Consider the following 24,938-nt stretch of genomic DNA (forward strand, 5'->3'; position numbering starts at 1 on the left):
AAAGCTTATGCCAAACGTGGATGGCGCAGGGCGGCAGCATTGTGAAGGACTTACAGTTCCGCGCGAGCCGTCTCATCCTTGCGTCTCTCCAACCGTGACGCCTTTGCGCCCCAATCCTTCCGCTCCGCCTCAACCTGGATGCTTGAGCATGCCGTCGAAATTGAAATGGAGAAGGGGAAAGAGGCGATCGAGATGGGTCGCTACCGCTTCAGCACGATGTCGCGCGCGACCTTGCCGCTGGGGCCGAAAGGCTTCTGGGGTTTGCCGTTGAGCTCCGCTTTGACGCCGCCCGCGTTGCCGAGCGTCAGAATGAACTGCTCCTGCCCTTTCCAATGCGCTTTCTCGCCCGGCCGGAGCAGCGCCTCTTGTGGGCTGCCGTTATCGATCTGCACGACCACCCAACTGAGCTCGGTCGCTTCGAGGTCGAGCACCAATTGCCCGTCACCGGACGACCCGGTCCCTTCGAGAGAAATTCCTCCCAACGGACCGTCGGAGCCGGGCGAAGCGGTGGACACCTCTGCCTCCGGCTTGGACGCGGGGACAGCCGGAGCGGTCGCTTCCGCCTGGCGCGGACTGTCAGCGGCAGGCTTGGAAGAAGAAGCGACCGCGTCGCTCGGTTTCACCCCGCCGGCCGCTGGCGCCGCTTCCTGGTGGGCCGCCCCCTCGGGCGACTCTTTCGCCACCGGTGCGCTGCGTTTCACCGGAGGAAGATCGGGCGCGCTGCGCTTGAGCACGGACGACTGTTCGCGGCTGAGGAGGAAGATCAGCGTGAGCACGGCGATGCCGATGGCGACCGCCACGGCTTTGCGATTGGCCTGGCGCTTGCGCTCTTCTTCGGCCTGGCGGACGCGCAGACGTTCCCGCTCGTCCTGCTTTTCGTAAAAGGCCCCCGCCGACTGTATGAACCGATGGATGGCGTCTTCCTCGTCCAATCCCAGCGAGCGCGCATAGGATCGGACGAAGCCGCGGGCAAAGACCTGGTCCGGCAGCTTGGCGAAATTGCCGTCTTCCAGCGCCTTGACGAAATCGGAGCGGATGCGGGTCTTGGATGCGACCTCGTCCACCGTCAGGCCCTTCGTCTCGCGCACTTGCCTGAAAAATTCGCCGACGGATTCCATCGATCTCCTACTGCTTCAATCTCAAGAGCAACTCGGCGGCCTGCGTGCCGTATTCTCCGCCCTTGTCCATGGTCGTGACTTTCGTCAGCGCCTCGCGCGCCCTCGCATTGTACCCCATCTTATAGTAGATGCGGCCCAACTCCAGATGCGTCATGGCCGGCGGCACGCTGGGCGGATTCACCGTCACCGCGTCCTCCAGCACTTCCATCGACGCCTGCAGATCGCCTTGATGGGCCAACGCCCGTCCGAGATGGAACCGCGCCAGGTCCGGCGTCGGATACAGCGGATTGGCCAGCGCATGGCGGTACGCCTTGATGGCCTCGTCCCAGCGGTTCTGGCTGGCGAGAATCTGTCCCAGATAGGTGTGCGCCTCCGAATAGGCTTCGTCGATCGCGATCGCCTCACGGAACTGTTCTTCGGCCTGGGCCAGTTTTCCTTGCAACGCATAGATGTGGCCCAAGGCGTACCGGGCGTCCTTGTTGCGCGGATTGAGCTGAACGGACTTCTGAAAGGACACGAAGGCCTTCTGGCGATCGGCCGTGAGGGTCGCGATCCCTTCCTGATAATAGCCGTTCGACTTTTGAACGGCCTCTTCGCTGGTGGCGCACCCGGCGAGCAGAGCCGTCAGCAGAAGGCCCGCCTGGAACGCCAAGGACAGACGGACGGCGGCGGGCACAGCCCAGGATGTCGCGAAGCCGGCTGAAGGGGTCACTGAATGTCCTCGAAATGGGTGAGGCGCTTGAACTCTCGATACCGATCTTGGATCTCTTTGTAATCCAGGATGCGCAATCGGTCAAGACTAAAGGCTTCTACGGTAAACGACGCCATCACGCTGCCGAAGATGATCGCCTGTTTCATCGCCGCCGGCGAGCGATTGCCCGTCGCCGCCAGATAGCCGAGAAAACCGCCGGCGAAGGTGTCGCCCGCTCCGGTGGGATCGCGGACGTCTTCGAGCGGAAAGGCCGGCGCGCCGAAGATCTGTTGGTCGTTGAACATCAAGACGCCGTATTCGCCGCGCTTGATGATGAGATGTTTGGGGCCGCGCGAGAGCACCAGCTTCGCGACCTTGACGAGATTCGAATCCTGCCCCAGGGCCCGCGCTTCCCCGTCGTTGATGATGAGGATGTCGACTTTTTCCAGCACCCTCCACAGCGCATCCCGCTTGCCGTTGATCCAGAAGTTCATGGTGTCGCAGGCGACGAGACCGGGCCGTTGCACTTTCTGCAGCACGTCCAATTGCAGCTCGGGATCGATATTGCCGAGAAACAACACCTCCGGCGAGCGATAGGCCTCGGGAATCTTCGGCCGGAACGTTTCGAAGACATTCAGCTTCGTATCGAGCGTGTGGGCCTCGTTCAGCTGGTGCGTGTATTCGCCTTTCCATCTGAATGTCGCGCCGGGCCGCCGTTCCAAACCGGTGAGGTCGATGCCGCGGCTTTTCAAGAAGGCCACATGCTGCGCCGGGAAGTCTTCGCCGACCACGGCGATCAGCGCGACGGTCGTGAAGAAGCTGGCCGACGTGGAAAAATAGGTGGCCGAGCCGCCGAGAATCTCCGTCCCTTCGCCGAAGGGGGTTTTCACCGTATCGAGGGCGACCGAGCCGACGACCAGAAGTTTGCCCATGCTTACTGCGCTCCTTTCTGCGCCGCGATGACACGCCGGGTGAGCAGAGCCAGCTTCCTTCTGGTTGCCGGCGGCACACTCTTCGGCGCCGTGACGATGGCGTTGGTCAGTGCGGAGTGACAGCCGCAGGCCGGCAGCGCCGCCACCGCCGGCGCCACCGCGGCCAACAGCCGCTTCGCCAGCGCGACGTTGCGATGGAGCGTCGCCAGAATGGCCTCCACCGTCACCGCGTCTTCGGTCTCATGCCAGCAATCGTAGTCGGTGACCAGGGCCATCGTCGCGTAACACACTTCGGCTTCGCGCGCGAGCTTCGCTTCCGGCATATTCGTCATGCCGATCACATCCACGCCCCACTGCCGATAAAGCCGCGACTCCGCTTTGGTCGAAAACTGCGGGCCTTCCATGCACAGGTACGTCCCGCCGCGATGGAGCGGCGCGCCGAGTCGCCCGGCGGCGGACTGCAGCGTCTGCGAGAGCGCCGCGCAAATCGGCTCGCCGAAGGCCACGTGGGCCACCATGCCGCCTTCAAAATAAGTGGACGGCCGCCGCTTCGTCAGATCGATGAATTGATCGGGAAAGACCACGTCGCCGGGCTTGATCGATTCCTTCATGCTGCCGACCGCGCTCACGGAGATGACGCGCGAAACGCCCAGCGACTTCAGCGCATAGATGTTGGCGCGGTAATTGATTTCGCTCGGATTCAGTCGATGGCCGCGCCCATGGCGCGAAAGGAACGCGATCCCGACTCCTTCCAACGTTCCTAGGACGACCGTGTCCGAAGGCTGCCCGAAAGGCGTCCGCACGCGCACCTCGCGTACGTCCTTCAATCCTTCAATATCGTAGAGCCCGCTGCCTCCGATGACGCCCACCGATGCCCGTGCCGCAGTTCGCGTTCGCCTCATACCGATTCTCCCACCCGAGCCTGTTGTTGCAGAACGGCATTCTCCGGCCGTCCCGCGAGCGCACCCAAGAACCGCTCGATCCGTTCCACCACCCGATCTACCGTGTGTTCGAGCGGCTCGGTCTCCTCCGTCGCGATCCATTCGATGCCGAGCTCTTTCCGGAACCAGGTCAGCTGCCGCTTGGCAAAACGTCTGGTATCGCGCTTGAACCGCCGCACCATTTCGTCATAGTCGTACTCGCCGGCGACGTACGCCGCGACCTGGCGATAGCCCAATCCTTTCATCGAGCCCAGCCCGCGCCCGTAGCCGCGGGTCAACAGCGCGCGCGTCTCTTCTACCATTCCGTGCGCCAACTGCCAATCGATGCGGTCTTCGATCCGCCGATACAGCTCTTCTTTGGGACGCCGCAATCCGAGGAGGAGCGCGGCGAACGGCCGGTCCTGAAAGGCATGTTCTCGGTGCAGAGCCGAGAGCGGGAGCCCGGACAACCGGTGCACTTCCAGCGCCCGCAGGATCTTCGCTTCATCGTTGGGATGCAGGCGCGCCGCGGTGTCGGGGTCGACGCGGACCAGCTCGGCGTACAAACGATCGCGGCCCTGCTCGCGGCTGAGCCTCGCCAACTCGGCCCGTATCTCGGGGTCCGACTGCGGCGCCGGACACAAGCCGCGCACCAGCGTGCGAATGTAGAGACCGGTCCCCCCGACGATCAAGGGCAAACGGCCGGCCTCATAGAGCCGATCGATCTCGCTCAAGGCCGCCTGCCGGTACCGTCCGGCGTTGAACGGCTGATCGGGATCGGCCAGATCGATGAGCCGGTGGGCGATCCCTTGGCGCTCTTCTTCGGTCGGTTTGTCCGTACCGATGTCCATGCCGCGATAGACCTGCCGCGAATCCGCCGCGAGCACCTCCGTCCCCAGGCGCTTGGCAACCTGCACCGCCACGCGGCTCTTCCCCACGGCCGTGGGTCCCAGCAGGACGATCACCGGTCGATGGTGCCGGATGGAATGTATCGACATGGTTCCGTACCAGACTACCAGCCGGCCCGGCCGAACATTTTTTCCAGATCCTCGGTGCTCAACCTAAACGAAGTCCGCCGTCCATGCGGACAGGTGGTGACGGACCCGGCGGCGATCCAATCTTCTATCAGCGCCTTGATCTCCGGCAAGTTCATCGATCGACCGGATCGCACGGCACCGTGACAAGCCACGGACGCCAGCACCGGCCGCACGCGATCCTCCAAGCTGGAGGCCCGCTCCCACTGATTCAAATCATCCAGCAGATCCGGGATCAACCGGCCGGGATCGAGTGTTCCGATGCCGACCGGCACAGCCCGTAGGAGAACAGCCGACGCCCCGAACGGTTCCAGTTCGAGTCCGAGTCGTCCGAGATCATCGCGATACCGTTCGAGCAGCGCGGCCTCCGGCTGGGACAACTCGATCGGTTCGGGAATGAGCAAGGGCTGCGATTGAATCCCCCGTTCGCTCCACCGGCGGACAAGCCGTTCGAACAGGACTCGTTCATGGGCCGTATGTTGGTCGATCACGGCCAGGTCGCCTCCAATTTGGGCGACAAGAAACGTCCTATTCAGTTGCCCCAGAGGAAGCACGTCCTGCGAGGGAGCGGTGACGTACGGCTCCGCGGCTTCGCTCACAAAGGCGAGTTGCGGGGCCTCCTCTGCGCGAGCCTCCGTGGAGCCCTGTTGCACAGGGCCGCCGTCGATGGTTGAAGCGGCCGGTTGAAAGGGCCGGCTGCTCGGAGCTGCCGCGCCGGCGCCGCCGAACCCCGCACCGGGCGGACGCGAGACGTTGTCCGGTCCTCCCAGCGCTTGGCGGACCGCTCGCCGGACCAGTTCATGGATCCGCTCGTTTTCGGAGAACCGCACTTCCCGCTTGGTGGGATGGACGTTCACGTCGACCCGATCGGCATCGACGTCCAAGAACAGCACAAACAACGGTTGGTGGCCCTTGGGCAAGAACGATCCGTACCCTTCCGCGATCGCATGGAAGACCCCGGTGTGGCGCACGGGCCGCCGGTTCACAAAGAGCTCTTGCGGCGTGCGGGACGATGTGGCATGAACCGGATCGATCGCCCACCCGGAGAGCTTGGCCGTGGGCATTGCGGCCTCCACGGCGACGCTGTGCCCCAGGAATGTGCGGGGAAAGAGCTGCCCGATGCGATCCCGGTCCGAAATCGCGGCCGGACAATGGAGCACCTCCTGACCGTTGTGGGTCAGACGGAAATGGACCGTCGACCAAGCCAGCGCCGCTTGTTGCATCACCCGGCTGATGTGGGAAAACTCCGTCGGCACCGACTTGAGGAACTTTTTCCGGGCCGGTTGGTTGTAAAACAGATCCGCGACCTCGATGCTGGTGCCCCGCACCGGCGGCGCATCGGACAACGTGCCGATCTTGCCCGCGTGCACCTCGAACTGCGTGCCGACTCCGGTCGAACCGGTCGCCGTGGCGACGCGCACCCGTGAGACGGACGCGATGCTGGGCAGGGCTTCACCGCGGAAGCCCATCGTGCGGATGGACCAGAGATCCCGATCGGATCGCAGCTTGCTCGTCGCATGCCGCTCGAACGCCAGCGGCGCGTCTTCCCGGCTCATGCCCTCGCCGTCGTCGGCGACGCGGATGAGGCGCAACCCTCCGTCTTGGACGTCGACCGTGACGGAGCGCGCGCCGGCGTCGAGACTGTTCTCCACGAGCTCTTTTACGACCGCGGCCGGCCGTTCGACGACTTCTCCCGCCGCGATGCGGCTGACCACATCGCCCGGCAACAGGTGGATCTTCGCGCGCCCGCCGGTCGTCACGGCTGGAACTCCTCAGAAGCGATGGAAGCGGAAGGAGGAAGGGCGTCGCCAGGCGACGGGGATCCTCACCGGATCTCGGCCAGCTTGTTCTTGGCCAGCTTGGATTCGTCGGACGTCGGAAACTCTTCGAGCACCCGCTTCAGGTTCTTTCGCGACTTCACAAGGTCGCCGGTTTCGGCCGCGGCCAATCCCAACTTATAGAGGGCCGCCGGCACCTTTTCATTGCCCGGGTATTCCGCCACCAGATACTCGAACGCCTGGATGGCGCGGACGTAATCTTTGAGATTGTAATAGGACTCGCCCAGCCAATACTGCGCATTGGGCGCCAAGGAGGTGCCGGGAAAATCCTTGATGAACCGCTGAAAGCCGGAGACCGCCAACTCGTACTTGCCGTTCAGGTAATCGTTATAGGCTAAGTTGAAGGCCGAAGTCGGCGTGATACCCGGTACGCCGGGGACGATGGTACCGGCCTCGGGCGGCTGCGCCGGTTTCGCCGGCTTGGCGGGCCGCGGCTCCGGCGGCGCGGCGTCGAGCTTGGCGGACGGTTGTCCCGCCGACTCTTCCAGCTTGACCAGGCGGCTTTCAATTTTCTGCAGGCGCGCCGACAGCTCCTCGAACCGGGCTTTGCCGGACTCCGCATCTTTGACCCGCTCGACCGATTCCAATCGCCGCAACACCGCGTCCACACGCTGATGGTCCTGGTCCTGCGAACGCGAGACGGTGGACAGTTGATCGCGGAGCTCCACGAAGTCGGCGTGCTTGGCGCAGCCGGTGAGGAGGAGCAGCGGAGCGAGCGCCCCGATCGTCATCACAGCAGAAGCACGCGAAACATCCATGCCGGTCACCGACCCTCCTTGAGCTGCGCAAGCTTATCCGAGGCCTTCCCCGCCTCGGGGCTCTTGGGATAGAGCGTCACCACCTGTTTGAACGCCGACGACGCCCGTTTCTTGTCCTTCAACGCGAGATAGGCATACCCCTTCTTCAGGAGCGCCGCGGGGACTTTCTCGCTCCCCGGATAATCCAGTTCGACCTTGTCGTACGCGTCGATCGCTTTCTTGAAGTCTTTCTTCCCATAATAGGATTCGCCCAACCAATAGCGCGCATTCGGCGCCAAGTCGGAGTTCGGGAATTCGGCCAGGAAGGCCGAGAATCCGTGCCGGGCTCCGTCCAAATCCCCGTCTCGGAACAGGGCGAGCACGCGCTCATAGCGGGCCCGGTCCGGCGCTTCGCCGGCCGGCTCGGCCGGCGCCGCTTCTTTGGGCGCTGCGATGGCGGCGACAGCGGCCGGCTGGCTCCCCCCCTCATCCTGGGACGCCGCCGCTCCGTTCGGCTCCTGCGCCGGGGCTTCCACATGGGCCGGCTCGTGGCTCGGCGCCGGCGCGGCGCGCTGGGCCTGTTTGCTCGGCGGCGACGGCCGCTGCTGCATCTTGTGCGTGACGTGCTCCAGCGATTTGGCCAGCGCTTCGACGCGCCGGTCCTGCTCGTCGAGCCGGGACGCGACCTTTTGGCCGAGCCCCTCCACCCGGCGATCCTGCTCGTCGAAGCGCGACGCGACTTTCTGTCCGAGGCCTTCGAGGCGATGGTCCTGCTCGTCCAAACGGGCGGTCACCTTCTGCCCCACCGCCTCCAAGGCCTTGGCCACCGACGCGACGCTCTTGCTCACGTCGCCGGCATGGCCGGCGGCCGCCTTGGCGTCGGCGTCGATTCTCGCCGCCAGCGTTTTCGACATCTGCTCCTCTTGCCCGACACGCTCGTTCAGTCCGTTCAAGGCCTCCTTGAAGCCCGTCAGCGCCTGATTGAACTGGGTAAACTTTTGCGAGACCTGCTCCAGCCGATGCTGGTTCTCCACCAAGCCTTTTTGCTGCTCGTCGAGCTTGCCGTCCACCCGCTTCGCCAGCGCTTCGTTCGTGCGCTGCACCGCCTCGATCACATCTTTCTTCAACGCCGCCATGGCCGCCTCCATGGCTTTGGTGATCTCGTCGATCCGCGCGGCGACTCTGGCGTCCTGATTGTCGAGGCTTTTTTGCACCCAGGCGTAGCGCGTCGTGCTGTCGGCCTCCATCTTGGCCGCCAATTGCTCGAGTTTCTTGGTCTGCTGCTCCAATTGCGCCGACCGGTGCTTCAAGTCTTCCTGCTTTGCTTGCAGCTCCTGCGCCTGGTGTTGAGCCCGCTCGAGTTCGCCGCGGATTCGCGGGATTTCCTGACTCTTTAATTCTTCCAGCTCTTGACGCTGTTGGGCTCCGCGCTGCGCCAGTTCGTCGCTGGACTGCTTGATCCGTTGTTGGAGCGCCTTCTCAGACTGTTTGAGATCCGCCTGCTGCGCGACGCAGCCGGAGAGCAGCGCCGCCATGACGACGATCAGGCCCCCCGCCGCGACGCCTGTCCATGGCCGGCGCAGAGTAGACATCCTCATTCGAATCCGTTCGTCCATCTTAGTGCCTTATTGCTTGCCCTTACTTGCCTGTCTTGAGGACGAGGTGGCCGCGCCGGTTCTGCGCATAACACGCTTCCGCGTGTTCTTTGCAGAACGGCCGTTCCTTGCCGTAGGACACGACCGAGAGCCGGTTCGCCCCCACGCCCAATTCCACCAGATAGTTCCGCACGGCTTTCGCGCGCTTTTCGCCCAGCACGAGGTTATAGGCGGAGGTGCCGCGCTCATCGCAATGGCCCTCGATCTTCAATTGCGCGGTCGGGTTCGCCTTGATCCACTCGGCGTTGCGCGACAAGGCCTGGCGGCCTTCTTCGGATATCGCGAAGCTGTCATACGCGAAGAAGACATCGCGCAGGCCGGCCGTGGCGGACGCCATCTGCTCGGCCCGGATCTCTTCCATCTGCCGCCCGGCGGCGCCCGGATCGGCCTTCGCCATCAGCGTCCCGCCGCTCCCGGCCCCCACCCGTTCTTCGGACGGACTCTTGTCCAGCCCGCGCAGCCCGCCGCCAGCGACGTCGCGATTGGAGAGCGAGGTGTCGGGGAAATTGGGGCTCACGCCCGCCTCTCTGCCCTCGCTGCCGCTCGCATTCATCCCGTCCGGCGCCGTCGGCACGGCGCCGGGAGCGGCCCTCTTGGCCAGTCCCTGCTGCGACGATTGGGCGTCTCCTCCGGATTGCACGCTCTTTTTCGAGCAGCCCGGGACGCCGATCAGCGTCAGTCCTACGATCAACGGCACACAGACGATCGTGCGCATTCTCTTCATGTGGTGACTCCTCCTCTCAAATTGTCCCCTCTTCCATACAGGGGAGCACAGCTTCGTTCAATGGCCGGCTTGCGAGCTACAAGGCCGGCGACCAGGCCGGCGCGCTGTTATGCGTGCCGGTAAAGGTGATGCGCTCGAGATCCTTGCCGTCCGCGTTGATCATGTAAATCTGGCTCTTGCCGTCCGCCGTGGAGCTGAAGACGAGGTGCCGCCCGTCGGGCGACCAGGACGGCGAATCGTCGACCCCCGCTCCCGTCGTGAGCTGCACGCGTTTTTGGCCGTCCGGCGTGATCAGGCACAACTTATATTCTTTCTTGGGCGTGCGGCAGACGTAGGCGATCCAGTTGCCGCGCGGCGACCAGGCCGGCGCCGCATTGTAGTCTCCCTCGAACGTCAGGCGGCGGACGTTGGAGCCGTCGGCGCTCATCAAAAAGACCTGCGGGCCCCCGCTGCGGTCCGACGTAAATGCAAGTTCGCGGCCAGAGGGAGACCAGGTGGGAGAGAGATCCCCGGCGGCATTGGTCGTGAGCCGCTGGAGCGCCTTGGTTCTGGTGTCCAGACGATACAGCTCGGAATTGCCTTCGTGGCTGGAGGCGAAGGCCAGGAAATTGCCGTCGGGCGACAGGGCCGGCGTGATATTCAGTCCACCGAGCGAGACGATCGTCCAGCGCTTGCCCGTCGCCAACTCGATCATGTCGATGTCCTGCGTATTGCGGTTCCGATAGGCGGTGAAGACGAGAAACCGCCGATCCGGCGACCACCGCGGCATGAGATTCAAAAAACCGTCCGCGGTCAACTGCCGCGCATCGTAGCCGTCGTAATCCATCACGAACAGCTCGCGCGCCGATCCCTGCTCGGAGACATAGGCGACTTTGGTGCGCGCGATGCCCGGTTCGCCCGTATAGCGAAACACCAGCTCATCGGCGAACCGGTGGGCCATGAGCCGGACGACGGAGGACGACCCGACGTACCGCTTGCCGCCGACCACTTCGTCGCTGCCGGCATCGTACACGTACCCGTCCATGTTGATGTCCGCTTCCTTGTCCTTGTCCCCGTTTTTCATGCCGGCTTTGCCCCAGACGATGACGGAGACCCCTTGCTCGGCCGCCTGCTTGAACGAGGGATCGGGACCGCTGCCCAAGTTGCTCACTTTGATGCCGACGCTCGGCAGGTCCACGAGCGAAAACACCAGCGACCGGCGGACGTCCGCCTTCAACACTTCTTCGATGCGGCCTCCGAGCCAGTCCGGTCCGCCGCTGTTCTGAATCCCGGCCACGCCGAGCGGGATCTTTTGAAAGTCCGGCCGCGTGGCTTCGAGAAAGACGTCCGTCGCGCCCGATTCCACGATGGCGATCAAGCCGGCGGTCAGACCCAGCGCGGCGAAGAAGACGGTGCGGATGGTCATGTCTATCCCTGCTGTTCTCCCACCATAAAGGTGAAGTGGGCGTCGAAATAGGATTCCGTCAGGTCGGCCGGAAAAGCCGGGAGGGGAATCGCCGTCACGACGGCCCGCTTCCCGGCCAGGTCATAGTACTCATTCCCCGACGACTGCTCAATGGCGACGCCCGAGACCGTGCCGTTGCGATGCAACCGGAACTTCACGACGACCACATACGTCTGCCCGCTCACATCGACCGGCGGCGCAGACCAGAAGCTGCTGATCCGCTGGCGCACGCGCGCCAGATAGGCGTTGGATCCCGCCGCCATCCCCGGAACTTTCAAGGTAGTCTCGACCGCTTTGACGCTCGGCGCCTTCGCCTCCGTTGCGGGAGTCGGCTTCGGGGCCGCCTCGGCGTGCAGCGGCGCGGGCTTGGGCAAATCGAGCTTTTTGATCTTCTTGAATTCCTCGTCCAGCTCCTTGGTCAGGTCTTCGGCCAACGACGGGCGCGGCTTGAGCTCCGGCGCGGCGGACGGCCGCTCTTTCGTATCCGGCACGACCGGCACATCGGGCAATTTCAGCTGGGCCTTTTTCGGCTTCTCCGTCGGGCTGAAGTCGCCGAACTTGGGCGCATCCGGCGGCAGTTCCACCCCCTTCATAACGTCGCGCAGAACATCGTTCGAACTCTTGACCGGCGGAACCGGGGCCAACAATGGCGTCGCGGCTGATTTTGGGATCAGCGCTGGAGCGGGAGCAGGGGCGGGGGCGGTCTTCACCGGCGCGGGTGGGGCCGGAATCGGCGCGGCTTTCGCCGGAGCGGGCTTGGGGGCTTCGACGGGCTTCGGGACGATTTTCGGCGGCTCCGCCGCCTTGACCGGCGGCGTCGGCAGGCTCGCGAGATTGATTTCGATGGAGGCCAGGGGACGTTCGCCGTGCTGCGGCAAGCGCACCAAGAAGACCGCAATCAGAAGGCCGACGTGCAGCGCGAGCGAGAGCGCGGTCGCCTGTCCGAGACGGCGGGAGGCGTTCGCGGGCCATTCGCCGTCGAACCATCCGTCGGCCGGTGTCGATGCCTGGACCATGCCCCCGCGCTCCTTACTTCTTCTTCGGTCCGGCCGTCGCGTCGCTGAGCCGTTCGGGTCCTGCGGGATCGGTGACCATCCCCAGCTTTTCGATGCCCGCCTTCTTGACGCCGTCCATCACCTGCACCACCACGCCGTACGGCACGTCGCGATCGGCGCGCAGATAGAGCGAGACATCCGCATGCTCGTCCTTCAGCAGGCGGAGCTTCCGCTCCAGTTGGACGAGACTGATTTGATCCTTGTCGAGGTACAGCCGCTGATCCCTTTCGATCGTGAGCACCGCGCGGATTTCGGGCTTGATCGTGTTGGACGCCGAGGTGGGCAATTTGACATCCATGCCACGATAGAGCATCGGCGCGGTGACCATGAAGATGACCAGCAGCACGAGCACCACATCGACCAGCGGGATCACATTGATCTCCGCCAAGAACCGACGCTGCCGGCTTTCGAGAATCATCCCTTCACTCCTACGGGCACCGGCTTGGCTTTGGCGGGAAGCATCGCGAGGAGCTCGACCGTTACGGAATCCATGCGAAAGGCCGTGCGGCGGATGCGGGTCAAGAAATAATTGTAGGCGATCACCGCCGGAATCGCCGCGAACAAGCCGGCGGCCGTCGCGATCAGCGCTTCCGACACGCCCGGCGCGACGGCGGCGATACTGGCCGTACCCTGCGCGCCGATCTCCCGGAAGGAATCGATGATGCCCATCACGGTGCCGAGCAGTCCGACGAACGGCGCGATGTTGCCCGTCGTCGCCAGAAACGGCAGAAACGCTTCGAGTCGGGCGATCTGCCCTTGCGCGATATGCGAGGCCGTGCGCTCGACCACGTGGCGATCGAACGGCGGCTCCTCTCCCCCATCGTGCAACTGGCGGCTGTCCCGTCCCACACGGCCGACGACGCCGTGAAAGATCTTGGCGCAGGGGCTGCCCGCCGTGCGGTGCGCATGCCGCGAGACTTCATCGATATCCTTCGACTTGGACAACACCGCCATGAAGCGGGCGTCTTCGGCGTCGGCGGCCCGGAAGACGGCCCACTTGTACAGAATGATCGCCCACGACACGACGGAAAAACAGAACAGCAGGAGCAGAACCACCTTAGACACGACGCCGAGTGAACCGAGAAGTCCCATGGGACCGGCCTGAAACATACGAGTCTAGGTTCTCCCCTCCGCTATGTAAGGTGAAATGGAGTGTACCAAACGCTGAGGAAACTGGCGGGGCTACATCCCCCCTTGGAACCCCTCGGCCGCGTGTTCACTCCCCGCGACCGGCACACCTGAACAGAAGAAATGGCGGGGCCGACGGGATTTGAACCGCGCTCCCTCGCCGGTTCGGCCCTGAAACTTGCCTCACCGGCTCTTACGGAGGGGGCCAGCCCCCTCGTACGCTCCCCACGAAGGGGGCGCGCCCCCTTCGAAGCCCCCGGTCGCGGGTTCAACCCCAGCGACTCAATGACGACACCTGAGGAAATGGCGGGGCCGACGGGATTTGAACCCGCGACCTCCAGATTGACAATCTGGCGTCCTAACCAGGCTGAACGACGGCCCCTCAAAACGCTACGTATGGCGGAAGATTGGAACGACAAGACGATATATCGCGGTCGGCCAAGTCCTCGAGTCAGTGCTTGTTCGATGCTGTAGTCCTTCTCCCTGTGCTGCGCCGACGATCCTGGTAGGCGGAACAGGGATCGAACCTGTGACCTCTGCCTTGTAAGGGCAGCGCTCTCCCAACTGAGCTATCCGCCCGATTTTCTTAGTAAGCTGGGCGGACATTACCAAGTCCCTCCGACCTTGTCAACCGGTTCTCGCACTCTTCTTGCAAACATTTTACTTACGCATCTTGCGAAGCCTCCCCATACCCTGCGGTCGTTGAACCGACCGGCCGCGAGTCTGCCGGGGGAAATACCGACGATGGACCTCTTTGAGGCGGCTGCGCTCGACGTGCATGTAAATTTGCGTCGTCGCGATGTCCGCATGGCCCAGCATGGCCTGCACCGCGCGCAGGTCGGCGCCGCCCTCCAGCAGATGCGTCGCGAACGAATGGCGCAACATGTGCGGTGAAATCGGTTTCGTGATGCCGGCGCGCTTCGCCCGCTGCCGAAGAATTTTCCACACGGCCTGTCTCGTCAACCCGCCGCCTCGTCGCGACACGAACAGCGCGCGCGCGGACCGGCCTTTGAGCAGCGCCGGCCGCATCCGCTCGATGTAGTCGCGCACCCGCTCCCTGGCCTGATCCCCCATCGGCACGATTCTCGTCTTCGCGCCCTTGCCGACCACCCGCACACAGCCGGCGTCGAGATCCACCTGCGTGAACTGCAGCCCCGCGAGCTCCGACACGCGGAGGCCGGATGCATACAGCAACTCCAGCATCGCGCGGTCGCGGTGACCTTCCGCCGTTTGCCCGGCGGGCTCATCCAGCAGCGCGGCGACTTCGTTCTTCGTCAGCGTCTTCGGGAGCCGCAGGCCCCGCCGCGCGGTCGAGAGGTCGCGCAACGGATCGGCGTCGGCGAGCGTTTCCCGCGAGAGAAAGCGAAACCATCCCCGCAAGGCCGACACCATCCGGGCGACGGAGGCAGGGGCCAATCGCTGCCGGTGGAGCTCGGACAGAAATCCTACGACGACGGGCGGTGGAACCGGCCCGTTCATCGGCCGGCGTTGCAGCGAGAGGTACCGTTGAAATTTCTCCAAATCGCGGCGGTAGGACTCCAGCGTATTCGTCGCGAGCCCGCCCTCGACGCGCAGCTCGCTCAGATAGCGTTCGACCAACGGATCCAGAAACGACGGCTCCGGCTGCGTCATCACCTTTTATTACCGGCAGATGGAGTTGGCGAAACCCGGCGGCACTATAGCCGACTCGCCGGGTGAAGACAACGAAACGGCGCCCGGTTCTCCTTGACACCCCGCACCCTTTCCGATACTAGTCACTGGTTGCGCGACCAGCCGTCGCCGCCCAAACGCCATGTCTCCCATGCAACATGACCCGCGTCGCAGTGGAATCGGCCGGCGCCTGATCGGCCGGCTCTGCCTTGCCCTGGCCCTGTCGGCCGGGATCGGCGCGCCGGTCTTCATCGACGCGGCGCCGCCCGTCAAAGCCGTGGCGGACCCGCCGGTGCTGGGCCAGGCGAAATTGCTAATCGAAAAAGGCGATCCGGAATCCGCCGCCGCGATGCTGCGCCGATTCTTGACGACCGCCCCCCGCCCCGAACATCAGGACGACGCCTATTTGCTGCTCGGCGCCGCCCTCTACGGCATGAAGGATTATCCGGAAGCGCTCAAACCGCTGAACCAACTCCAGACCGAGTTCCCCGATTCCGACTTGGCGGACCGCGGCAAGCTGATGCTGGCGCGTACGCATGCGGCCATGGGCAACGTGGATCTCGCCCTCCCGCTGCTCGCGCAGGTCCGCACCATGGCGCAGGACGACGACACCAAACGCGAAGCGCTGGCGCTCACCGCCGATTTTCTGGCGCTCAAAAAGGATTACGTCCGCGCGATCCAAATTCTCCTCGAAGGCACGGCCGGAAGCCCGGACGACCTGGCGGCCGAGACGAACGAGCAGATCCGGCAGTTCATCGCCGAGAAACTCGACAAGAAAGCGCTGATGCGCATTCGCGACAACTATCCGCGGACCTATCCGGGAGACCTGGCCGCCATCCGGCTGATCGACTATTACACCGCGCGCGGCGAAGACCACCTGGCCGAGCGGGAGATCCGGCATTTCCTCGCCGCCTTCCCCGCCCATCCCTACGCCGCCAAGGCGACCGAATCGCTGGCGCTGTTGCGGACGAAACTGCAAGCCAACCAGTTTTTCATCGCGACGGTGCTGCCGCTGTCGGGCCGCCTCGCGCCCTTCGCCAACGACGTGCTGGAAGGCGTGCAGCTCGCGCTGGAACGGGCGCGCGAGCAGCCGGGCACGCCGTCGATCGGACTGATCATCAAAGATACGGAAGCGGACCGGGCCGGCTTCCTGGAAGAGCTGTCGACCCTGCTGACCGAGGATCGCCCGCTGGCCGTCATCGGGCCGATGCTGTCGAAGAACCTGCCGGCGATGGCGGAAATGGCCCAGAAGACCCACATACCGTTGATCACGCCCGCGGCCACCCTGCCGAACGTCCGCCGGCTCGGCAGCTATCTGTTCAGCACGTCGCTGACGTACACTTTGCAGGCCAAGCGCATCGCCGCCTACGCGCTGCAAGAAGGGTATCGCCGCTTCTGCATCCTGCATCCCGACACGGTGTACGGCCGCGAGCTGGCGCGGATCTTTGCGCAGGAAGTCAGGCAGCACGAAGGCGAAGTGATCGCGGTCGAATCCTTCAAAGAAGGCGAAACGGATTTCAGCCCGCAGATCAAGCGATTGAAGACGGAGGATCTGAAGAAATACGGCCTGGCGGTCCCGGTCGATCCCTCCCGGCCGCCCGGCAAACCGGTCGCCAAAAATGAAAAGCGGCTGCTCTACACACCGGGGTTCGATGCGATCTTCATCCCCAGCCGTTCGTATGACATCGGCCTCATCGCCGCGCAGCTCGCGTTCCATGACATGAAGGTGCCCATGCTCGGCACCAATGGATGGAACTCGCAGGACTTCGCCCGCACCGCCGACCGTACGGTGGACGGCGCCGTGTTCGTGGACGGCTTCTTTCTGGAGAGCCACAATCCGGCCGTGCAGGAATTTGTCCAGCGGTATCACAAGCGGTTTCAAACCACCCCCTCCCTGTTCACGATGCAGGGCTACGACGCGGCGCGCGTGGTGATCGAAGCCGTCCGCCGGGGCGCGACGACGGGTGAGGCCGTGCAAGAATATCTGGCGACGCAGCACGACCTGCCGACGCTCGCCGGGCCGGCGGCCTTCGGAGTCGACGGCACGTTGCAGCGCCCGCTCTTTCTCCTGCAAGTGAAACAGGGTAAATTCGTCCAGTTGGATTGATTGAACGGCGATGGACCATCTCGGACAGATCCTGCACACGACGTCGTCCATGGGCCTTCCGCTGCTCTTTGCAATGGTGCTGCATGAATATGCGCATGGCTGGGCGGCGGCGCGCTGCGGCGACCCGACGGCCAAGCTCCAGGGACGGCTGACGCTGAACCCGCTCGCGCACATCGATCCCTTCGGCACGATCGTCCTGCCGCTGATGTGCCTGCTGCTGCCCGGCAGTTTCCTCTTGGGCTGGGCGAAACCGGTGCCGATCGACCCGCGGAACATGCGCCGGCCCCGGCGCGACACGGCCTTGGTCGCCGCCGCCGGCCCCGGCATGAATCTCTTGCTCGCCGTCGCCAGCGCGCTCGTGCTCGTGCTGCTGCTGTCCATCGATCCCGGTCTCACCATCCGGCCGGCGGCGGAGGGAGCCGCGGAGCCGCGATCGATATCGGGCATGATCCTGCTGCCGATCGCCGTCATGGCGTTCTATTCGGTGCTGATCAACGTGTTCCTGGCGCTGTTCAATTTGATTCCGATTCCGCCGTTGGACGGCGGCCGCATCCTGACCTCTCTGCTGCCGAGAACCCCCGCGCTGGCCCTCGCGCGGCTGGAACCCTACGGCATGCTCATCCTGGTCGGCCTGATCGTCTTCGACAAAGAATTGCGGGTGATCCACACGATGACCAGTACCTTTGCCTCCGGACTCTCTGGTACCATCCTTTCCACTGCCCTTGGCCTCGGCTCAGGAATCACCGAATGACGGCGGCACGCAAACGGGTTCTCAGCGGCATGCAGCCCAGCGGGCTCATGCACCTCGGCAACTATTTGGGGGCGCTCGAAAATTGGAAGGTTCTTCAAGAAAGCTACGACTGCTACTTCTTCGTGGCCGACTGGCACGCGTTGTCGACCAACTATGCCGACACCAGCCACATCCGCGAGTTCGTCCGCGAAATGCTCATCGATTGGCTCGCGGCCGGCATCGACCCGCAGCGCGCGACCGTCTTCGTCCAGTCCCGGATCCCCGAGCATGCCGTCCTTCACCTGCTGTTCTCGATGATGACGCCCATCTCATGGCTGGAGCGCAATCCGACGTATAAGGAAAAGCAGGAGGAGATCAAGGAAAAGGATCTGGGCACCTACGGGTTCCTCGGCTATCCCGTTCTACAAGCGGCCGACATCCTGCTGTACAAGCCCGACTTCGTGCCGGTGGGCAAGGACCAGCTGCCGCATCTCGAATTGACGCGGGAGCTGGCCCGCCGGTTCAACGATCTCTACAAGACGCCGGTCTTCCCCGAGCCGAAAGAGCATTTGACGAAGTTCCCCAAGGTCGTCGGGACCGACGGCCGGAAAATGAGCAAGAGCTACCACAACACGATCAACCTCTCGGACCCCGAACCAGTCGTCCGTCAAAAGCTCAAAACGATGGTGACCGACCCGGCCCGCGTGCGCCGCACCGATCCCGGCAATCCCGAACTCTGCCCGGTGTACGACTTCCATAAAATCTTCTCGCCGCTGCCGGTCATCGAAGAGGTGGATCAGGGCTGCCGGACGGCCGGCATCGGCTGCATCGACTGCAAGAAGCTGGTGGCCGATCGGATCGTCGAACGGATGACCCCCATCTGGGACGCCCGCGCCAAGCTCGTCCAACATCCCTCGCAACTCGATGACATCGTCCAAGCCGGCAGCCGGCAAGCCTCGGCCGTCGCCCACGCGACGTTGCGCGAAGCCACGGAGGCGATGAAAATTTAGCGCGGCATCTTCCCTACACCCTGAGCCCTGCCGAAGGGCTCCGCCTGACATTGCAAAATTCCATAAACCGCTAGGACAACCGGGCACAGAGTGGAACAATGCGGGCTAGCATTGGGCCAGCGAGGGAGGCGCAGGCATGGGATCGACACTCGTTCAACGCCGATTGAGCAGCGCACTCGCCATCATGACATTCGCCGTCCTCCTGACCGGCTGCGGCACCTGGTGGCACGGCGATCATCAGTCGGTCACGATCTTCACCACGCCGCCCGACGCCGCCGTCGTCGTCGATGAACGCGTCCACCTGCTCGCGCCGGGCACCGTCTCGCTCAACCGCAAAGGCAATCACCATGCCGTCGCCACCAAAGACGGCTACGAATCAGCCGTCATGACCCTCTCCCGCACCTGGTCCTGGTGGCTCCTCGGCGACGTCTTCGGCTGTTTGATCGTCTTCTCGCCCTTCTGCATCATGCACGACATCGACGAAGGCGGCTACTACACCTTCGACGACACGATCTACATCACGCTGGATCGGAAATCGGCCGCGTGGGCTCCCGTCAAATAACACCGCTTCTCTCTTCCCATCGAGATTGTGCTATCGTGCGGCAGCGGCCGAGACGTCTTCACAAGGAGCAGGACATGATCAGACCAGCATGGAGCCGTGGCATGGCGTTGGCGAGCGCCGCGCTCGCGCTGCCGCTTGCGGCGGCCGCGGCCGATCCGCCGTGCGACAAGTTTCCGGCCGCCAAACAGGCCCGCTGCGCGGCGATTTGGAAGGAGTTGAATCAGGAGGACGGGCCGGCCATCGCGCAGTTCGGGTTGGATCAGCAGAAGCGCCGCGACGAAGGCAAGATCAACGCGCAGCAGCACTTGAGCGAGAACATGACCTTCATCAAGCAATCCACCGAGAAACGCCTCGAGCGCCTGAAGGCCCGCATGGCCGCGGAGTAGCGTTACAGCTCGGCTCCTTTGCCTTTCTCCGGCAGTTTGGCCGCCGAGTCGAACAGGTCGCGCGCCACCACGATCGGCGCTTTGAAATGGATTGCGAGCGCGATCGAGTCGGATGATCGGCTGTCGAACGTCTTCACTTGGTCCTTCACCGCCACCGTCAGCGCGCCATAATAGGTCCCGTCCTTTCTCGTAATGACGGTCTGCAGCACTTTTCCGCCATACGCGTCCAGAATGGTCCGCATCAAATCGTGCGACAGCGGACGGGCCAGCCGCTCGCCGCTCAAGGCGCTTTGGATCGACAGGGCCACGGTCATGTCGACGAAGATCGGCAGCGTCTTGTCTTCAGCCTGGAGCAGCACGACCGGGCCATGGTCCGACATGCGGACTTTCACGTCGGAGACGGTGACTTGATTGGGCGCCGGAGGGGGAGGCTGTTGGCTGAGCGAAAGACGGGATGAGAGGAGCACCGAGAGGATCACCACACCGAGCATCAACCGGCCGACATGAGTCATAAGGACCTCCGTCACTGCTGCTGGTGAGACGTTACGAAGCCCGCACGAACTGGTTCGACTCCTTCTCTAGTCCGATTTCGGTTTCCGGTCCATGCCCGGTCACGACGGCCGTCGCCTCGTCCAAAGTGTACAACCGCTCGCGGATGGATTGTTCGATCGCGTCGAAATCGCCGCCCCACAGATCGGTGCGCCCGATACTGCCGCGAAAGAGCGTGTCGCCGGCCAGCACCAACTTGTCGTCCGGCAGATGAAAGCTCACGGAGCCGGGAGTATGTCCCGGCGTATGCAGCGCGATGAGCGAGACCTGCCCGATCCGCAGCTTCTCCTCGTCCGTGAGCCAATATTCCGGCAAGGGCACCGGCGCAGAAGGGACGCCGAAGAGCCGGCATTGCACATCGACATTCTTCCACAGCTCCAGATCGTCCCGGTGCAGGCAGATCACCGCGCCGGTGGCCTTCTTGATGTCCCCGGCGGCGAGAAAATGGTCGAAGTGGGCATGGGTGTGGAGGATATGGGTGACGGTGAGGCCGAGCTGCGCGCATTCATGCAGAATGCGTTCGGGCGCGCCGCCCGGGTCCACCACGACGGCCTGCTTGGTGACGGCGTCCCCGAGAATCGTGCAATTGCAGCCGAGCGGAGGAACCGCAAACGTCTTACGGATCACCGGAGTCATATACCGGCATGCTACCGTCCTGGCCGCTCAGGGCGCAAGCAGGGGGCTTTCCTCCGGCTGCTCGCGCACGGTCCAGATCACCTCCGTATCGTAGAGGCTCCAATCTGTGCCGGCGCGGCGAAACCAGACGAGAAACCCGGCCCCGGTTCCGTCCGGTCGCTGGTTCTCGACATAGACCAGCGCCTGATCGTTCCGCAGCGTCCGACCGACGCACGAGAAGGCGAGGCGGTCCAGCACGGGCAACGCCTGAATGGACCTCGCCGGCCGGTCCTGTACCGGCAGCGCGCCTCGCACTTCCGGCTCCTCGATTGTATCGCCCGATACGAAGCGATACCGGACGCCGAATCGGAAGCGGGCTTCCAGTCGGGCCGGTTCCTGGTTCACCGCCACGAAATCGCGGATCAGGTCAGACGGCAGGGAGCCGCCGAAGAAATCCTGGTCCCGAAACAGCGCCATGGTCGGCGGACCGTCCTGGTTCGGGAACAGATGCGGCACCGTCATCCGCTCGAGGACGACCAGGCGGGTTTCCGAGGTCAGGAATTTTCGGGTGACCACCTGATCGTAGAACCCATAATCCTCGACAGGAATGTTGGGCGGGTTCTCTGCAGCGCTCGCGCAGAGGGCGGCCAGCACGACTATCGACAGCGAGCCGAGCATCACAGGAACGCGCATGCGACGAGCATAGCGGCCGATTGAGCGGAGCGTCAATTCATGCAAATCCGCCATGGACAAGTCACGCCGAAGCATGGATAATCGCGCAGCATGTTGAGACACCTCCTCCCGTCCTCTCCATTCGCTCCCATTGTCCGGTATTGCTGGGCTGGGCTCGGAGCCTTGTCCTGCTGCGTTCTGCTGACCAGCTGCAAGCCCGACGATTCGCCGTTCCGGGCCGAAAACGACGCGCTGAAAAAACAGGTCGCGAAGCAGGAGTCGCTGCTCAGTTCTTTGCAAGACGGGAACAAGGTGATGCAGCAGCAAATCGACCTCCTGAATCAGGAGCTCCGCGACGCGAAGAAAGCCACCGAGGCGGCCAAATCCGAGACACAACAACTCACCGAGCTGTTGGAGGCGCAGCTCGCGCAGACGAAGCGCATGAGCGCCGAAGCGCAGCGCACGGCCGCAGCTCAGGCGGCGCAGAGCCTCAAGATCGAGGACAAGGGGGCCCAGGCCGACCAGTTTCCGCGGCCTCTCCCCGCCGTCGCAAAAGTCGTCGAAGAAGCGCTGGCGCGGAACGGCTATCAGGTGAAAGTCAGCCTGAGAACGGATCAGAAGGCGGTCTACGTGACCGAGCGTAAAGTCTCGAACCCCGCCTCCCTGGAGGTGGCCGGCTTTCGCAACCAATATCTGATCGCCCTGCAGGCGTTGCCCGGCAACGTCACGAAGCTGAGCGTCAAGGCGGAATTCGAGAAGATCGCGCAAGGCGGCCGCATCCTGAGCGTCAGCGCCGAAGAAACGGCGGAGATCGAGCGGCGGCTCATCGGCGAGATCAGCAAAGCGCTCGAAGCACCGAGCAAGACCTGATGTCCTCCCCGGTTTGCCGCGTCCTCTTCTCGCTCCTGCTCTGTGGGATCGGCGCCGCTCCGGCCTGGCCGGCCGGTCCGAAACCGTCTCAGGAGCTGGCCCGCCACCTCGCGTCCATCGCCGCGCTGGCGCAATCGTCCCCCCGCGTCATGATTCCAGCCGGCGACTTTTTACTCGGCAGCAAACGGGTGGACGACGACCCCTACGGCCATTGGACCCAGTTCGACGACACGGAGCTGCCGCAGAACCGCGTCTGGCTCGACGCCTATGAGATGGACCGGGACGAAGTCAGCCTCGGGGAATATCTCGCCTTCCTCCAGCAGCGGAAGGAGCATCCGCCGGAGGAGCTGCAGAAGCTGATCTGGCACGTCATCACGATCCATTCCGTGTCCGACCGGACGCTGACCCGTTGGCCGGCGCTCTACGTCACGTGGCACGAAGCCAAGGCGTTCTGCGCCTCGCGGGGAACGCGTTTGCCTACCGAGGCGGAATGGGAAAAGGCCGCGCGCGGCACCGAGGGCGCCCTCTTTCCCTGGGGCGACGCGCCGCCGGACAAGCAACGCGCCATGTTCGGCCAGCACCACGTGCACGAAATCCCGATCCTGGCGGCCGTCGATTCGTTGACGGCCGGGCAAAGCCCGTTCGGATTGCGGCACATGGCGGGCAACGTCGCCGAATGGGTGCAGGATTGGTTCGGCTTCGACTATTACGCCTACATGCCGGAACGAAATCCGCCCGGCCCGAACAGCGGGCGCTACAAGAGCCTGCGTGGCGGCTCCTGGAAGAGCAAACCCATCATGCTCCGCACGGCCACCCGTAGCGGCGCGCCGCCGGACCAGCGCTCGGCGACGATCGGGTTTCGCTGCGCCAAGTCCGCCGCCCCGGCGGCTGCAACTCCGTAACATTCGCCCCTTTTCTTGGTGCGCCGCGGGGCCCCATGCTAGCATGCATCGGTAATGGCGCTCTCCACGAGTGTGCATGACCTCCGCACGCTGATCCGGTCGTCCCACCCGCTCATCGTCATCGAGACGGTGGAGGAAGAGCGCGTCCTGTCGCTGCTCCAATCCGTCGCCGCTCAAGAGCGCATGCCGTTGTTCGAGTGGTCGATCACCAGAGGCCTCACCCGGGCCGACGAAGGGCCGGCCGTCAACAAGCTCACCGCGACGCCGCTGGCGCTCCTCCAGCACCTGCAGGGGCTCACGGTCGAAGGCATTTTTTGGCTGAAGGATTTGGGACCCCATTTGGAGGATGCGCCGGTCGCCCGGCAGTTGCGGGAAGTGAGCCAGCACTTCGGCCGCTCCCGCGCGACCTGCGTGCTGACCGGCCATCCGCTGACGCTCCCGCTGCATCTTGAAAAAATCGCCGTGCGCCTGGACCTGCGGCTGCCCGACCGAGCCGAGCTGGACGCCATGCTCCAGAGCGTGCTCCGGTCGCTCGCCACGAGAACGGTTCCACGCCGTCCGCGCTCCACGACGCTCGCCCCGAGCATGGTCGAGAGCGGACCGGCCGGCGGAGCCGGTCCTTCGGCCGAGGAACGCGAGGCCGTCGTGCGCGCCTTGCAAGGCTTGACGCTCCATCAAGCGCGTCAAGTCATCACCCAATGCATCGTGGAAGACGGCACCCTGACCCCGGACGACATCCACAAGATCCTGGGCCGCAAGGTGCAAGCGATCAAGGACGGCGGGCTGCTGGAATATTATCCGCTCGAAGACAATCGCTTCGAGCTCGGCGGCTTCGCCAACCTGAAATCCTGGCTCGCGCGCGCCAAGGTCGGCTTTTCGCCGGAAGCGAAGGCGCTGAACCTCGCTCCGCCGCGCGGCATCATGCTTGTCGGGGTGCCGGGTTGCGGCAAATCCTTGGCCGCCAAGGCCATCGCCCGCGAGTGGCGGCTCCCGCTCCTGAAGCTCGACGCCGGGCGGCTCTTCGACAAGTTCATCGGAGAGTCGGAAAAGAACTTCCGCAAGGCGATCGAGACGGCCGAATCGCTCTCCCCCATCGTTCTGTGGATCGACGAAATCGAAAAGGCCATGGCCGCCGGCGGCGGTACCGGCGAGGCGGACGCCGGCTTGAGCCGCCGGCTCTTCGGCGCCTTGTTGACCTGGCTTCAGGAAAAGAAGCAGGAAGTGTTCGTCGTCGCGACGGCCAACAACCTCTCGACGCTGCCCCCCGAGCTGCTCAGAAAGGGCCGCTTCGATGAAATCTTCTTCGTCGATCTGCCCGACGAGGAGGAACGGCGGGCGATCTGGACCATCCATCTGCGGCTCCGGAAGCAGGACCCCGCCCGGTTCGATCTCGTGAAGATCGTGAGCGCCAGCGACGGGTTCAGCGGCTCCGAAATCGAGCAGGCGGTCGTCGCCGCCCTGTACCGGGCTCTCCATGACAAGACGCCGTTGACGACGGATTTGGTGATTCAGGAACTGACGCACACCGTGCCGCTCTCCGTAACGCGGCATGAGGACATCGACCACCTGCGGACCCTGGCTCAGGGCCGGTTCGTGAACGTCCGGTGAA

The 24,938-nt window shown here is 64.1% G+C and carries 25 protein-coding genes and 2 tRNA genes; 8 read left to right on the forward strand and 19 right to left on the reverse strand.

What is annotated here, in order from left to right; all coding sequences use genetic code 11:
- Positions 1–200: 200 nt before the first annotated feature.
- From NITMOv2_RS16940 to xerD, 16 genes are all read right to left on the reverse strand, one after another.
- Positions 201–1,118 carry a helix-turn-helix domain-containing protein gene (locus NITMOv2_RS16940; RefSeq protein ID WP_053380987.1) on the reverse strand — a complete coding sequence of 306 codons (918 nt, stop codon included), beginning with the start codon at positions 1,116–1,118 and terminating at the stop codon, positions 201–203.
- A gap of 7 nt (positions 1,119–1,125) precedes the next feature.
- Entirely contained in the window at positions 1,126–1,830 is a 705-nt protein-coding gene (locus tag NITMOv2_RS16945) for a tetratricopeptide repeat protein (protein WP_053380988.1), read from the reverse strand.
- Positions 1,827–2,741: a PfkB family carbohydrate kinase gene (locus tag NITMOv2_RS16950; RefSeq protein WP_053380989.1), complete on the reverse strand. Its 915-nt coding sequence runs from the start codon at positions 2,739–2,741 to the stop codon at positions 1,827–1,829. The genes NITMOv2_RS16945 and NITMOv2_RS16950 overlap by 4 nt, the downstream gene beginning before the upstream one ends.
- A 2-nt stretch (positions 2,742–2,743) precedes the next feature.
- Positions 2,744–3,643, reverse strand: coding sequence for an S-methyl-5'-thioadenosine phosphorylase (mtnP, locus tag NITMOv2_RS16955; RefSeq protein WP_053380990.1), 900 nt, complete (start codon positions 3,641–3,643; stop codon positions 2,744–2,746).
- Complete coding sequence (miaA, locus tag NITMOv2_RS16960; protein ID WP_053380991.1) at positions 3,640–4,659, reverse strand: tRNA (adenosine(37)-N6)-dimethylallyltransferase MiaA; 1,020 nt, start codon at positions 4,657–4,659, stop codon at positions 3,640–3,642. Before miaA ends, mtnP begins: the two co-directional genes overlap by 4 nt.
- A gap of 14 nt (positions 4,660–4,673) precedes the next feature.
- A complete protein-coding gene (gene mutL, locus NITMOv2_RS16965) occupies positions 4,674–6,455 on the reverse strand; it encodes a DNA mismatch repair endonuclease MutL (protein ID WP_053380992.1) in 1,782 nt (593 codons plus the stop codon).
- Between the two features lie 65 nt (positions 6,456–6,520).
- The gene (ybgF, locus tag NITMOv2_RS16970) at positions 6,521–7,291 is read right to left on the reverse strand and encodes a tol-pal system protein YbgF (protein WP_145976395.1); all 771 of its coding nucleotides are present in this window, start codon (positions 7,289–7,291) and stop codon (positions 6,521–6,523) included.
- A gap of 5 nt (positions 7,292–7,296) precedes the next feature.
- Complete coding sequence (gene ybgF, locus NITMOv2_RS16975; protein ID WP_053380994.1) at positions 7,297–8,862, reverse strand: tol-pal system protein YbgF; 1,566 nt, start codon at positions 8,860–8,862, stop codon at positions 7,297–7,299.
- Positions 8,863–8,908: 46 nt separating this feature from the next.
- Positions 8,909–9,649: a peptidoglycan-associated lipoprotein Pal gene (gene pal, locus NITMOv2_RS16980; protein ID WP_053380995.1), complete on the reverse strand. Its 741-nt coding sequence runs from the start codon at positions 9,647–9,649 to the stop codon at positions 8,909–8,911.
- A 76-nt stretch (positions 9,650–9,725) separates the two neighbouring features.
- Positions 9,726–11,054 (reverse strand): Tol-Pal system beta propeller repeat protein TolB, encoded by a 1,329-nt coding sequence (gene tolB / locus NITMOv2_RS16985; RefSeq protein WP_053380996.1) that lies wholly within the window; start codon positions 11,052–11,054, stop codon positions 9,726–9,728.
- Between the two features lie 2 nt (positions 11,055–11,056).
- A complete protein-coding gene (locus NITMOv2_RS16990) occupies positions 11,057–12,109 on the reverse strand; it encodes an energy transducer TonB (protein ID WP_053380997.1) in 1,053 nt (350 codons plus the stop codon).
- Between the two features lie 13 nt (positions 12,110–12,122).
- A complete protein-coding gene (locus NITMOv2_RS16995) occupies positions 12,123–12,566 on the reverse strand; it encodes a biopolymer transporter ExbD (RefSeq protein WP_053380998.1) in 444 nt (147 codons plus the stop codon).
- Positions 12,563–13,240 carry a MotA/TolQ/ExbB proton channel family protein gene (locus NITMOv2_RS24750; protein ID WP_274519478.1) on the reverse strand — a complete coding sequence of 226 codons (678 nt, stop codon included), beginning with the start codon at positions 13,238–13,240 and terminating at the stop codon, positions 12,563–12,565. The genes NITMOv2_RS16995 and NITMOv2_RS24750 overlap by 4 nt, the downstream gene beginning before the upstream one ends.
- 340 nt (positions 13,241–13,580) lie before the next feature.
- Positions 13,581–13,658 (reverse strand) — tRNA-Asp (locus tag NITMOv2_RS17005).
- Positions 13,659–13,779: 121 nt separating this feature from the next.
- Positions 13,780–13,855 (reverse strand) — tRNA-Val (locus NITMOv2_RS17010).
- 81 nt (positions 13,856–13,936) lie between these two features.
- Complete coding sequence (gene xerD / locus NITMOv2_RS17015) at positions 13,937–14,908, reverse strand: site-specific tyrosine recombinase XerD (protein ID WP_083448147.1); 972 nt, start codon at positions 14,906–14,908, stop codon at positions 13,937–13,939.
- A gap of 169 nt (positions 14,909–15,077) precedes the next feature.
- Between xerD and NITMOv2_RS17020 the strand changes: the two genes are divergently transcribed.
- The 5 genes from NITMOv2_RS17020 (at position 15,078) to NITMOv2_RS17040 (ending at position 19,721) form a co-directional block, all read left to right on the forward strand.
- Positions 15,078–17,033 carry a penicillin-binding protein activator gene (locus tag NITMOv2_RS17020; RefSeq protein ID WP_053381000.1) on the forward strand — a complete coding sequence of 652 codons (1,956 nt, stop codon included), beginning with the start codon at positions 15,078–15,080 and terminating at the stop codon, positions 17,031–17,033.
- Between the two features lie 10 nt (positions 17,034–17,043).
- Positions 17,044–17,784, forward strand: a complete 741-nt coding sequence (locus NITMOv2_RS17025; protein WP_053381001.1) for a site-2 protease family protein — start codon at positions 17,044–17,046, stop codon at positions 17,782–17,784.
- Positions 17,781–18,773 (forward strand): tryptophan--tRNA ligase, encoded by a 993-nt coding sequence (trpS, locus tag NITMOv2_RS17030; protein ID WP_053381002.1) that lies wholly within the window; start codon positions 17,781–17,783, stop codon positions 18,771–18,773. Before NITMOv2_RS17025 ends, trpS begins: the two co-directional genes overlap by 4 nt.
- 136 nt (positions 18,774–18,909) lie before the next feature.
- On the forward strand, positions 18,910–19,335 hold the full coding sequence (locus NITMOv2_RS17035; RefSeq protein WP_053381003.1) for a PEGA domain-containing protein: 426 nt from the start codon (positions 18,910–18,912) through the stop codon (positions 19,333–19,335).
- A gap of 74 nt (positions 19,336–19,409) precedes the next feature.
- The gene (locus NITMOv2_RS17040; RefSeq protein WP_145976396.1) at positions 19,410–19,721 is read left to right on the forward strand and encodes a hypothetical protein; all 312 of its coding nucleotides are present in this window, start codon (positions 19,410–19,412) and stop codon (positions 19,719–19,721) included.
- Between the two features lie 2 nt (positions 19,722–19,723).
- On the opposite strand, the gene NITMOv2_RS17045 is transcribed toward NITMOv2_RS17040, so the two are convergent.
- From NITMOv2_RS17045 to NITMOv2_RS17055, 3 genes are read right to left on the reverse strand one after another with little or no spacing between them, the layout of a single operon-like run.
- Positions 19,724–20,233 carry a bifunctional nuclease family protein gene (locus NITMOv2_RS17045; protein ID WP_053381005.1) on the reverse strand — a complete coding sequence of 170 codons (510 nt, stop codon included), beginning with the start codon at positions 20,231–20,233 and terminating at the stop codon, positions 19,724–19,726.
- Between the two features lie 31 nt (positions 20,234–20,264).
- On the reverse strand, positions 20,265–20,906 hold the full coding sequence (locus NITMOv2_RS17050) for an MBL fold metallo-hydrolase (protein ID WP_053381006.1): 642 nt from the start codon (positions 20,904–20,906) through the stop codon (positions 20,265–20,267).
- A 27-nt stretch (positions 20,907–20,933) separates the two neighbouring features.
- On the reverse strand, positions 20,934–21,578 hold the full coding sequence (locus tag NITMOv2_RS17055; RefSeq protein ID WP_145976397.1) for a hypothetical protein: 645 nt from the start codon (positions 21,576–21,578) through the stop codon (positions 20,934–20,936).
- A 90-nt stretch (positions 21,579–21,668) separates the two neighbouring features.
- On the opposite strand from NITMOv2_RS17055, the gene NITMOv2_RS17060 reads away from it, so the two are divergent.
- From NITMOv2_RS17060 to NITMOv2_RS17070, 3 genes are read left to right on the forward strand one after another with little or no spacing between them, the layout of a single operon-like run.
- Positions 21,669–22,427, forward strand: a complete 759-nt coding sequence (locus NITMOv2_RS17060) for a hypothetical protein (protein WP_145976398.1) — start codon at positions 21,669–21,671, stop codon at positions 22,425–22,427.
- Positions 22,427–23,329 (forward strand): formylglycine-generating enzyme family protein, encoded by a 903-nt coding sequence (locus tag NITMOv2_RS17065; RefSeq protein ID WP_053381009.1) that lies wholly within the window; start codon positions 22,427–22,429, stop codon positions 23,327–23,329. The genes NITMOv2_RS17060 and NITMOv2_RS17065 overlap by 1 nt, the downstream gene beginning before the upstream one ends.
- Before the next feature lie 54 nt (positions 23,330–23,383).
- Positions 23,384–24,937, forward strand: a complete 1,554-nt coding sequence (locus NITMOv2_RS17070) for an AAA family ATPase (protein ID WP_053381010.1) — start codon at positions 23,384–23,386, stop codon at positions 24,935–24,937.
- The last annotated feature ends 1 nt before the right edge of the window (position 24,938 follow it).

It is taken from the genome of Nitrospira moscoviensis, from assembly GCF_001273775.1.
Classification (GTDB): Bacteria; Nitrospirota; Nitrospiria; order Nitrospirales; family Nitrospiraceae; genus Nitrospira_D; species Nitrospira_D moscoviensis.